Here is a 13,093-nt window from a genome sequence, read left to right on the forward strand (position 1 = left end):
CGAATTGTACCAGACGTTCTCAATTCATATAAGAACTTTACCTAACTATCTTAAATAGATATCGAATAAGGATATGCCTACATGTTTTTAGTTCGTCTAGTAAAACTATCGAATCCATCTGACAATCGAAGATATGTTTTAATTAATGAAGAAACACAATCTCCATGCCTCTATCCTCTCCTGTATACCATGTCAAAATTGAGACTTAAAAGCCTTTCAACTCAACAGAGTAATTTAAACTCATTAAAATTTTGGTATGACTTTTGGATGGAGAAATTTAATGAAAATTTTTGTCTATCTTTCTATAAAAGCAATTATGACGCTAAAATATTTTTTGAAGAAATTGATAGTTTTTTTATATACCTCGAAAATAGTAGAAAACATGATGACAATCTAATAAGAGTAAAAAATCATATAAAAATAAACTACAATACAATATCGAAAAAAATACAAGACACTACAAAATACTTAATATTTTTAATTGATAACTTTTCATGGAAAGTTGCCGATAATAATATTGTAAAACACAACTCGGTTAAAAGGGCGCTATTAATCCTTAACAATAAATCAGCACAATATAATAAAATAAATTCTAGAAATAGTAACACCAACCAATTTAAAAGTTTAACTGAATATATGCAAGATAGTTTTTATGAAATCATACTACCATCTACTCCAACTAGAAGTAATCCTAAAAATGTCTTTAAGGATAACGCAACTCAATTTCGTAATTTTCTTATAGCTCGTTTACTTATAAATTATGGATTAAGAGCGAGTGAACTATTACTACTATCTTTAAAATCAATAAAACCAAATGTAAATTCAAGCAGTAAGTCCTTAGTTATATGTGATACTCAAGATACCAAAGATTATAGATCCCCCAAGCCTAATATTAAAAATGAGCAGTCAAATAGGACTCTTCAGCTTTCACAGGATGATGACAAACTGATATCTTATTATGTCAATAATTATAGATCCAAGAATGCAAAGTCTGATTTACTGTTCTTATCTTCACAATATCCGTTCTCACCCCTGAGCTATTCATCTATAAATAAGATGTTCAATGTATTAGATAAACAATTTAAAAAATTGTATCCAGATTATTATGACTCTAAGTACACTGATTCAATTGACAAGCTGAGTGCACATACCTGTCGTCATACCTGGGCTACGCTGACCCTAAAATATGCGTACATTACAGCTGTGAATAATTTATCTAGTCAGGAGGCTGCAATGAGTCAAGCAGTGGAAAGTTTGAAAAAAGCTGGAGGTTGGAGTTCAAATAGTTTAATGGTAAGTAGATATGCTGATAGATATTTATCAGCGCGCGCTAACACTATAAATATTAGTAGAATTATAAATCATGGAAATGTCGTATGAACCTATCTATTGAAATGAACTATAAGCATGATATAAAAACTGGTCAATCAATATTTTCAAATAAGCAATTACATTTTATTAATGAAATGAAACTTCCTAGGATTGTAAGATTTATACGTGCAGATAAATTTGATGATGATTTTTTAAATCCTTCAAAAGATGTTTGGGATTTTAAATACTCAGGGAATTCTGAAAGAATTTCATTTAAAAATATGAACTATATAGATGTAAAAATAATAAAGTTCTTATTGATTAAGTATATATATAAGAACTCCCCTTCTCACCTAGGAGATAGATTTAGAAACCTAAAAATATTCTTTGAATATTTTCATATATCTAAAATAGCACTTAATTTCAAGGAGTCTAAAAAAATATTAGTTGGTTTGGTTAATAACGGCCCACTTTACTTTTCAAGTAAATTCGTAATAACCATTCTTATTTTGGAAGAATTTCCAGGATTTTCACTTAACGATGAATATGATCTAGAAATAATAAAAAAGCCGAACCCCAGAAGAAATAGTCTTTATTATGAAGAGTATGAGGACGATATAGACTTGCCAGTTGTCAATATAATACAAAAGGGATTTATAAAGCTTAACAATATACTAAAATCGGCAGAAAAAGATTCGATAAGCAGTTCAGAACTAAAAGATGCCTCGATATTGGCGTTAGCTTTCACTACTGGTATGCGCCCTGTTCAAATGTCGAAACTTTCAGCTGGAGACCTAAAAGAAGATATACCAGAAGATTCGCTAGGTGTAGCACGATACAGCCTTTTAGTACCTTATGCGAAACAAGCGCGCTTTACCCACAAAAAAATAGCCATAAAGCTACCAGAAGAGGCTGCCCTTATTATACTGGCCTACATTCATCGATTCGAATTATCAGTTGAAGATAAGTTGTTTAATTTAGGAGAGAGAGCTGCTTTCACATGCTCGAAAGCTATAAATAGTCAACTTTTCAACTTTTCACCCATTGGATATAGGACTCAAGTTTTGAGTGGAGATATTCTTCAAATAAAATACTCTATGTCTCAATTTAGACACCATGTTGGACATAGCATGGCAATGTCGGGAGCTAGTGCTGAAGAAATCGCTTACATTTTAGGTCACTCAAGTCTTGTCGTTGCAAGGCATTACATATACTCATCGCCCGAAACTGCGATTATTAGAGCTAAAGCATTAGGGGGGAATGCTGCATATAAACAAATGATCGCTATGTTTATGACAAGTACTATTGTTAAAAAATCTGAATGGATAGGGAAAAAAGTTAGCGGATTCATTCACAAAGATTTTCATCATGAAATAGGTGGTTGTGCATATGATGATATCTGCCCATTTGAGCAAGTTAGGAGTTGTTATGGATGCTTATATTTTCACCCATTTAAAAATAAGGATCACTCAGAAGTATTAGATAGTATACAGTCGGAAGTTAATGACATTATTACTATCTCTGATTCTACACAATGTTCGAGAAGCCCGTTGCTACTAGTGCACGAAAGTACAAAGTTTGAAGTTGAATCTGTAATAGTACGATGCAACCTAATAGAGGATGTATTATGACAAATCAAGCTTATGTCGATTTTATAAATGAGCAGAAAGACTATTTTGAACAACATTTAGGTTCAGGCTTTAATCAGACGTGGAATGATGAGTATTGGCAAGGTGGAGAGAAAGGATCTGGTTGGTTGCACTGTAGAAGTAAAGATGTAAACCTAGTATTTAATGAAGGCAAAAGATTAAAAGGCTTACCTGCGTTTGATATCTCAGAAAATTTTTATGATTTCTTTAGATCAATATTAGTACTTAGCTATAGAAAATCTAATTCCAAAGCATCACCACAAAAACTACATGCTGAACTATTAGTTCTCAAACGTTGGTATTATTCTTTAGTTACCTTAACTAGCTGTAACTCACCACAAAGGATGTGTACCGAAGCATTGGTTGATGCTTTTAAAATCCAAGTTAGAAACAGTAACCCTCAAAATTTACCTGATATTGCTGGTACATATGTGAGACTTCAAGAACTAATTAACAAGCATATGAACCTGAGTAATAAATTAGAATTTGAAAATGATTATAACTATCTCAGTAAGGTAAATAGAACACCTAATGCAAGAAAGACGAAAGAATTGATAGATAAACTTGACATAGATGAAGATGAAGTTAACACAAAAAAACTTATATCGATTCAAACTTTTATTAATATCGCGTCGTTGAAAGGATTGTGTCAAACAAACGGTGAGAAGCTATTATTAAACTTTTTAACTATTTTAATAATTACTGGATTTCGCTCTACTGAAGCAATTCTACTGAAGAAGAATTGTTTAGTTAAGAAACCTTTGCTTGATCCTTCAACTCGGAGTGCTGTGAAGCATAATGGCATAGAACAATATTCCCTTGGTATTCGCTACTATGGCGCTAAAGGTGCTGGCGAGAAGATTCATTGGGTTGAACCATCTTCGTCTGCTTTAATAGAAAGATTAGTTCTAAGTACTATCGATCTGACAGAGGAGTCTAGGAATACATTAAGGTATTTGAGAAGTAAAAATCTTATCGATTTTTTACCCAAAGCCATTGATGATATTAAATCAGATTTAATTGAGCTTGATGATTTAATGAATATACTTTTTCATTTGAAAGAAAGTAAGTTAGGTCGTGCAGGAAAAAGAGACATGGCATTATCATCTTTCAAATCAGCTGGTGTAATTCCAGATAAAAAGCTACCTAGCGGTAAAAGCATTCTCAGATTTTATTCAAAAAACACTATTAATGACTTTATAAAATCACTAACAAACTATGATAAACCTAACCCTATAGATTATATTTTCAACTATAGCGGTACACAAGAAATCATTCCTTTTGAAGAGCTTCTTTTTATACACGAATACAGATCAACAAATTTAAAAAGAGACTTTTATAACAAGACTAATGTCATACCCTTGACTAATATACTTGTTAATGGTTTTTTAGGCGCTACAAGAAATATATCAGTGTTTGAGAAATTTAATTTAAAGGACAAAAGCAATAAATATTCCCAAATTACAAGTCATATTCCTAGACATAATATCAACACTTTCTTAGCAATTGCTGAAGTTTCAGAACATTTACAAGCAATGCTCATGGGTCGTACAAACCCCGTTCAAAATCAAAGCTATCAGCACCTTAGCTTAAGACAAAAAAGCTTCAAAGCTGATTTATCTTCTAAAAGAGCAGCGAGTAAGGTATATTCGGTTTCTTCGTCAGAAAATAACGCTTTAATAAATCAAGAACCCCATATAAAAACTCCTATTGATAATCTGCTGGAAGACCTAAGTCTATACACCTCCCCCGATCAATCATTAGAAAACAATATTAGAAGTAACTTACATACTTTTGACAATAAAGACGAAATAGCTGAATTTTTCAAACCTTCATCATCTGATGTTTTATTCAATGACTTTATCGAAGGTTTGGATCAAGCTTATCAGAATCAACTTATTAATAGCGAAGTTTTAGCTGACGAACTAATCAAGAGACATGCTTATTTATACCCTCTACCCTTTGGTTCTTGTACACGCAATATAGGGTCCAATGGGTGCCCCAAGCGTTTAGCATGCCAAACAGGGAGTCCATGTAGCGATTTTACTATTACAGGACGCTTGGGTGAATTAAGCAATCTGATAGAAGTTAAAAAGAGCTTGATGGAACAGTATGAATTTATTGGTAACAGCAGTAGTAACTTGCACTCTAAGGAGATATTGAAAAAGACCAAGACTCAATTAGAAAATTTACAAATTATAGAAGATAGGATGATTGAACGACAGCAAGGGCTAACTAAAGTTAGTATATATGAAGATGATAAAGGTGTTAAAAGACTACCAAAAACGGTTAGTGAGTTATTTACGATTGAATATGATAAATCTAAGAATAAGGAGGAACTCTAATGTTTCACGAGAGTATTGAGAAGCCTATATTGAGAGGTAAAGAATTAGATAAAGCTATTGAGTCTGAATTGCAGCTAATGCTTGATGAAGGATACGATATAAGTCCGATAACTCACAAGAACCTATATGATCGTTTAAAAAATAATGGATACATTAAGGGTAAGGTAAGTACTCTTAGCTCACGTAAAGAATTAATTAGCAAATACATGACTGAACAAATTGAGTCAAACGGTTTTACTGAAAGAGAAAAGCAAATCTATATTACTGGAAAAAGCAATAAAGCACTATTAGAGAAAAATAAAAGACTTGAAAAGCGTGTTCAAGAATTAGAGTGTTTATTGAATGCTAATACTGAGACGCTGATGAATATTATTCAAGAAGTAAAACTAAAGGGTAAAGTGGATGTTGATATATTACTTGCACCACACTTGATTCCAAACTATGAAAAAATTAATAAACTCTCGATAGTTGATTAGCTTAACTTTATTTTATTAAAAGTTTTAAAGATCTGAATTGATGCTATTATTATCTAAAACTAAGGGATTTCCTGAACTCCGTATAACTGCATTTAATTCAATAACCAATCAAACTGATATAAAGAATACGGTAAGTAAGAACTAAACTCATATTAGCTGCCTTAGTAATTATAGTACCTAATTTTACGCAGAATATCAAAGTAGTACTAAAATCCCCAATACTATCAAAGGTATCTACAACATGAGAATATTAAGCGGCTTTTGATTACTATCTACCCTATCGTCTATCTGGACTATACTGCGGTTAAATTTCATCAAGATAAGCAGAAATCGTCAGTCACATATTCTTCCTCTATGTGTAAAGACTAAGGGTAAAAAAGATCTGCTCAGCATGTAGATATCAGAAAGTGAAGGTGCTTAGTCTAAGTTAGGGTTTTCATTTATAGACAAAATTGCGCGGCGCAAAACACCTTAAATACTTTTATAAGGGTAGTTGGGCGAAATGAGGAGTAATAGCCCTATTTCTCGAAATTAATAGCATATGTACTTATGGAAATTAATTTATGAAGAAAAAGTCTTCACCAACGAGATTACCATCTGCCAGATAATACACACCTGAGATATTCAACCTTTTTTCAGTTGATTCAGTACCTCCGTACATCGCAATCTTCTCAGACAATATTGTCCAAATCACCTTACATCCAGTACTATTTTGCAGTTCTTCTAATGCGTCCTTTTTTACCATTAGGTTGTTACTAGATTCATTACCATAAAGAGAAGCGTCGAACATGACTAATTCATCATGCTCATTAACCCATGAACCAGAAAAATTATCGTTTTTTAAATCTAATGTTTCAAATAGCAACTTAGCAGGTGCACTGATGTTATAGCCTAAATCACGATTTTTTACCCCTTCTGAAATATGACTTTCTGAACAAATATAAACCTCACCTAAGCTATTTCTTTCTGAATTAGTACGCCGTTCATATATGTCTTGCCACTCATAGTTGCCATAATATTCATTTTCATAGACCTTGAGCAAAGGAGACCAGTAATACTCTAAATTAAATAAGTCGTTATATCTTTTTATAGGCTCAGGCATCCATTGACCCATAAAGTTTTTATTCTTTATTTTTGATACGACTGAATTAAAATCTTCATTTTTTACTAAGTATGCTTTGACCATATACCACATACTTTGATATGAGCCAGAATAATTGCCATCACCCAACTTTTTATTAGGCTTAAATTCAATGTGTCTATGTAAAGACAACCATTCTTCATTTTGGAAATCGTTTAAAATTACTTCTTTTGAATCAATTAAATTATCTTTCGAAATTACCCATTCTTCGAAGTCATCACTCCACCCATTGTACTTAGGAGAAGTTATAAGACGGATATTAGTTGAATCAGGAGGTATAAACGTAGGATCAATATCTCTAAAAGAAGGCTCTATAGAACCGTTGTACCATATGTATTTCTTATCATCTTTCCAACGTGTTGATTGGTCTGCCATTTTAAAGTTATCTGCTACTCTAGCTACTACTTCATACATTGCCATCCACTGATATTTCTTACCAATTCGTTCTACACTATTTTCACTACGACCTGTATATGGGATATTGTTATCAAATTCACCGTGTTTTTCTGCATCATAGCCAAATTTATCAAAGACTATTTCTATGGCATAATTACTAAGCTTATCAATCTGTACGTCTTCCCAATCATCTAAACTTGACTGAAAGGTATAACGGCCAAAATCACCGTACCAACCTGTACCTCTACCGTATTCTGTCGTCATTGAGTCTATAATTTTATCTTGAGAAAAACGATATTTAGGAACACCTTTATCTTCATAATCATTCGAGTACTTATTGTCAATATCCTCATTACTAGGAAAGGTTTTAGGAAACACACTTTTATATGGTGGTCTAGCTAATGTCAGCTCACTTTCGCTAAAGCTTACCAAATTATGATTATTAGCATATTCAATAATGTTTCGAGCAAAGTCTCTCACAAGAACATTAGGATAAACCTCTTCTTTAGTGAAGATATTACTAAGGATAAAGCTGGATATTTCAACTATTGCGTCATGGTTCTGCGACGATAAGATTGCGCCATAAACTGAAGCTAAAATACGTTCAAATACATAAGAGTCATCTACCTTGTGAAAAGCTGATAACAATTCAACTGAAATATGAATGTGGTTTTGTAAAAGGCGAGTCAGTGCTATTGTGGCGTTGTCTCGTAATTTGATATTTGTAGTGGTAAGAATCCAACTGAGAGCAACAGCAACTAGATACCGGCTATTATCTGTTAGGTTTTCCGAGAAACCTTGTTTCTTTGCCCAATCAATTAATGTAAAAAGAGCAGATTCTTCATCGAGATGATGACTACTTATGTGAGTTGTCCAAACTGAATCTCTATCAGCTAAATTATGCTTTGAGAGCCACTCGTGCAATTTTTTGGCATTTAATGGATGACTTTCTTTACCTGCCACCTTGTATTGTAGGTTTATAAATTTTGAAAACAGTCCTCTAGTTCTCGAAAGACTTTTATTTATATAATCTTTACAGCTGCTCAAATCAAAATTACTACAGTCGCGCCAGTACAAACCGTCAATGAAAGCAGAGCCAAAAGAATAGTTTTGATGAACTTTATCCTTGTCTAACAACTCAAACAGCTCAACTTCAAATTTGCTAGGAATAAGCACAGTTAAGATGCTCAATGTACCTTGTGATAGATATTGGCTTTTATACGTTATGCTTGATATATCACAACTTAAGTAAGTTTCTAGATCATTCAGTGTCGCATTATCATCACAAATAAATTTAGCGGTCTGATAGTCATAAAAACGCTCATACGAAAAGTACAGTACTTCGCTATTGTCTCTTTGATTTTGATAAGAAGTCAGTAGGTTCTCGTCAATCAACGCTTGCAAAAATGCATCTGCATTTAAAGAATAAGTATGAGCATCGACAACTTGCATTGCATCTTCATAAGTTAACGATTGAGTGCTATTACGGAAAATTTCTTCAGCTAACTTATTTAGTATTTTTTGCACATAATTTAAAGCAGATCTATATCCAAACTCATCAGCTATCTTGGCATTGATTGATGAGAAATAATTGTCGAAAACCTCTGTTAATACCATTGCGAAGTCATCGGTTTGCGTGTGTTTTTTATACTCACAATAAATTTTAAGAAACAAAGGATTTGCAAATTCTTGCGTTAGTAACGGCTCTTTTGGCAAAGCTAACTGATAATACTCAAAGAATGACCGAACCGCTTCAAAAACGTTAGACTGAAACCCAAGATGATGAATTTCACTGACTATACCATCCTCGATATCTTGTTGTACGTTACTTAAAATCCCTTCTTTATATTCACTTCGAACTGATAGTATCAATGCCACCCAAGGATATTTTTTAAACTTTTCAATAAAGCCTGCAAGGGTATTTTTCCAAAATGAACGTCCTTTACCTTCGTTCAATGCATCAATAACAACAGGAACTCTTTCTTGTTGAGCATGGCCTATAGTATTTAAAACGCCTAAAAATACATCCTCGTTACAACCAAGTCTTAGCTCATCTTTTAAGATTTGCGTCCAAGGGTTCGTGGTATCTGTCAATGTTTGACCGAGCACGAAAATACTCGGCTTTTTGTCTTTGATCAACTTGTTCGAAAAATCACCTAATAGATGAGACTTACCAATACCAGCGTCGCCATAAACGATTAGACAGGGGTTATTAAATAAATTAAATGCTTGTGACTCGACTTCAAAATCATCGATAACGTTTCTAAGTTCGTACAAGTCATTTTGAAAATTTCGTCTAGCTCTTTCATCTTCAATGTTGCTGATTTTTTTACTAATTTTTCCGAGAATACTCCCAGACAACCTTACTATTTCTTTAAATTCTATATAATTAGTATTATCGATTAGTATGACGTTGGCATCTTCCTTTGATATATTTTGCCAACTATTTACTAAGCAACATAATAGTTTACTAACATCATCTTCTATAGCTAGTTCGTGCTTATCGCATGATTGTTTTAAGCTTTCAGCTACCTTATAGAGTGAGTTAAGTTTCTCAAAAATATAGGTTCTTGCCTGTTCATTCTTTAATAATGCATCAAAATAATGATTGATTTCATTTATTTCTACGTTGAGTTTGGGCGTGAACCTTGGTCCTAAATTTCTGATAGACATATTAACTTGTTCGGTAAACCATGTTTCAGAAAAATTATCTCCACCAAACCAGAATTGAACCATACCAGCATTTTCAGGTTTTTGAAGTTTATTATTAAGCTCAAAAGCACCCCAAAACTCGACCTCAACAGTCATACCTTTACCTGAGGCAAGCGCTTTACACTCTTCTACGAAGTCACTCCATCTGTCCTGAAGGTATTTTTTATCTTTTATTCTTGGGTCTGCTCTATCAAGAGGACAACAAACATAATACTTCACCAGTTTTGGGTGCTTTGTGATAGCTGTCTCAAACGATTTCTTAATCTGCTTGAATTGACTATCGTGAATATCAAAGAAATACTTAGCCTGCCAGCCAATTTCGTTACCATTGTCTAAGGTTAGATAAGATTCAACGCCACCGTCGGGAGCTTTGACTCTAATATATTGACCATTTTCTTTGTTCTCGTTGTAAGCTAATTGGCAAACAACTTCTTCAAAAGCTGTATTTTGTGAATGCTCATAGCTTTTTATATCTTTCCAATCAAGAGTATTTGCTAGCATAAATGTTGATATACCTAATTAGAAAAATAGTTATACCGATAATATCAATAATCAAAGTTGATTACTACAAACTAGAAGCTGCCTTTGATAACTTGCTTGCCAGCAGACAATCGCATTAACTTTATTGCTCAAAAAGATTGAATATCTTGGCATAGCAGTTTTCATCAACTAGCTAATGTATTCTGATAAGGCATAAGCACGCTGTCTAGTATGGATTATCAAGTCTAATAAGTGCTTTTTTGGATTTAATCGTTCGAAAGCTTAAATTTCAGCTACCTGCACTGATATTAAGTATAAATATTAGCGCCAACTGACTATGGTAAGCTCATCCTTAAAAGTTCTAATATAAAGCCAGGTTATCAACCCATATCTTGATGACTAAAAAAGATAGGTAACCTAATTGGAATATTATCAAGCTCTCAAAGCATTGCTAACCGGCAAATGTATTGACAATACAATGTAGCTTAGCTCCATGTTAAAAACTACAACTACTTACCTGTAAACACTCAAACACAATAGTTTTATCATAATTATGGAAACGGCATAGGGTTTGTAAAAATCTGATAATATTGTCTGTATCTCCAGACATAAAAATTATGCCAAAATGGCAAGCCAGCTTTGAAGCTAAAGAGCAATTCAAGATGATATTAAAGGATTTTTCATAATGGCATATTCGAGCTTATCTATTAGGCAACTAATTATAGACATCAACTCTAATAAGTATTACCTGCCTGCAATCCAAAGAAAATTTGTTTGGGGCGAGGAAAAAATATGCAAATTGTTTAATTCTATTATGCAGGACTACCCGATTGGAACTTTCTTATTCTGGGAGTTGACAGCTCAGAAGGCCAATGAATATACTTTTTATGAATTTCTTAAGAACTATCATGAGCGTGACTCTAAAAATCAGCTAGTCAACTACGACTTTCCTTTTGAGATTCGTGGAGTATTGGATGGACAGCAGCGTATTAGTTCAATGTATATTGCTCTGCAAGGTGTGTATTGCACTAAGAAGAAATATGCAAAGAGCACGAACAATAGCGCATATCCCGAACGTAAAATGTATATCAACTTATTGAATGAGGATTATGAGTTTAAATTTTTAACTGAAAAAGATGCTCAGAATAGCAAAAGCGGTTACTTTTATCTTGTTAGAAATATCTTAAATGAGCTTGAAGATTCGGATGCTGACTCTGACAATATTGTTGATAAGCTAATTGAGACTGATCCTAGTAGATCAGAGCTGTTAATAGAGAATAGAAGACAAGCAAAAAAGATAATTAATCGTTTACTCAATAAATTTAACGATGACCAGTTAGTGAGTTACTTCAAGATCATTAATAAAGACTTAGATGACATCTTAGACATTTTTGTACGCGTCAATAGCGGCGGGACGATACTATCAAAATCTGATCTTCTATTCTCTACCTTAGTAGCACATTGGGAGGATGGTCGTGACCAAATTGAGAAACTTATATCTGATATGAATGGCGAAGATGGTCTCTTTAATTTCAATACCGATTTTTTGATGCGGACATGCTTATTTCTTGTAGATGCTCCAATGAACTTTAAGGTGCAGACCTTTAACTCTACGAACATCAATAAGATAAAAGATAATTGGAACCAAATTCGCAAGGCCTTAATAGATGCGGCAGCAATGCTAAGAGAGTTTGGCTTTAATAAGAAGCGATTATCCTCCAACTATGCTGCAACTCCATTGGCCTATTATTTATATAAAGGCGGAAAGGTTGACCCTACGACTAAACAAGAACTAAGAAAGTTGATTGTGCACAGTCTCTTGAAGCAGGTTTATAGCGGTCAGGCAGATACCGCTCTAAGTGGTTTGCGAGATGGGTTAAGAACAAAGTCTGATGGTGGTGATACATACATACTAAAAGCCATTAAGTTTGATTTTTCCGAATATAAAAATACCAGAATGTCGGGCGGGAAGAAGCTAACAATTGATACCACGGACATTGAAAACTTCTTAGAGTACAAAAAAGGAGCATTTAGCTTCTTATTACTTTCAACGCTTTATCCAGACTTAAAGTTAGATCAGATCTCATTCCATCAAGATCATATGCATCCACACAGCAAATTTAAGCCATCTATATTGAAAGAAATTGGAATAGACGGAGAAACTATCAAACAGTGGCAGGATATGCGAGATCAGGTACCTAACTTGCAGTTACTCGAAGGTCGCGAAAATACTGTAAAACAGGCTACTAACCTATCTAAGTGGGTTAATAGTAAAGCTGACAATGCAACTTATTATCTAAAGCGAAATTATATATTAGATGAGCAGTCATTAGAGCTAGAAGACTTCGAAGGCTTCTTTGCAAGTCGGAAACAACTTCTAAGAAAAAGGCTGCATGAGCTATTTGATGTCACTTATATTGAAGAATCATTTGAGGAAGTAATATAGTAGCTAATCAAGGAGGCGCGGCTTATTGCTTAGCTACTATACTGCCACTAGAATTTTTGGATGCATTGCTAACGTGGAAAGGAGGAGCTTAAAGGACTATTTCTCGGTGGTTATAACCTATGATTGGTTCTTGTTCT

6 protein-coding genes are annotated in these 13,093 nt (G+C 33.5%); 5 read left to right on the plus strand and 1 reads right to left on the minus strand.

Annotated features, from left to right (window positions below; translation table 11 throughout):
• Positions 1–81 precede the first annotated feature (81 nt).
• Genes ACTXGK_RS22485 through ACTXGK_RS22500 form a run of 4 tightly spaced genes read left to right on the plus strand, consistent with a single transcriptional unit; the run spans position 82 to position 5,781 of the window.
• Positions 82–1,380 (plus strand): tyrosine-type recombinase/integrase, encoded by a 1,299-nt coding sequence (locus ACTXGK_RS22485; protein WP_296207047.1) that lies wholly within the window; start codon positions 82–84, stop codon positions 1,378–1,380.
• The gene (locus tag ACTXGK_RS22490; protein ID WP_296207045.1) at positions 1,377–2,942 is read left to right on the plus strand and encodes a site-specific integrase; all 1,566 of its coding nucleotides are present in this window, start codon (positions 1,377–1,379) and stop codon (positions 2,940–2,942) included. The genes ACTXGK_RS22485 and ACTXGK_RS22490 overlap by 4 nt, the downstream gene beginning before the upstream one ends.
• Positions 2,939–5,305 (plus strand): hypothetical protein, encoded by a 2,367-nt coding sequence (locus ACTXGK_RS22495; RefSeq protein WP_296207044.1) that lies wholly within the window; start codon positions 2,939–2,941, stop codon positions 5,303–5,305. Before ACTXGK_RS22490 ends, ACTXGK_RS22495 begins: the two co-directional genes overlap by 4 nt.
• Complete coding sequence (locus tag ACTXGK_RS22500; protein ID WP_414706863.1) at positions 5,305–5,781, plus strand: hypothetical protein; 477 nt, start codon at positions 5,305–5,307, stop codon at positions 5,779–5,781. The genes ACTXGK_RS22495 and ACTXGK_RS22500 overlap by 1 nt, the downstream gene beginning before the upstream one ends.
• A 556-nt stretch (positions 5,782–6,337) precedes the next feature.
• Here the strand turns inward: ACTXGK_RS22500 and ACTXGK_RS22505 are convergent.
• Positions 6,338–10,531 carry an NACHT domain-containing protein gene (locus ACTXGK_RS22505; RefSeq protein ID WP_443516367.1) on the minus strand — a complete coding sequence of 1,398 codons (4,194 nt, stop codon included), beginning with the start codon at positions 10,529–10,531 and terminating at the stop codon, positions 6,338–6,340.
• Between the two features lie 664 nt (positions 10,532–11,195).
• Between ACTXGK_RS22505 and ACTXGK_RS22510 the strand changes: the two genes are divergently transcribed.
• Positions 11,196–12,956, plus strand: coding sequence for a DUF262 domain-containing protein (locus ACTXGK_RS22510; protein WP_443516365.1), 1,761 nt, complete (start codon positions 11,196–11,198; stop codon positions 12,954–12,956).
• Positions 12,957–13,093: the final 137 nt, after the last annotated feature.

Source organism: Psychrobacter sp. T6-5 (assembly GCF_052258485.2).
Lineage (GTDB): Bacteria > Pseudomonadota > Gammaproteobacteria > Pseudomonadales > Moraxellaceae > Psychrobacter.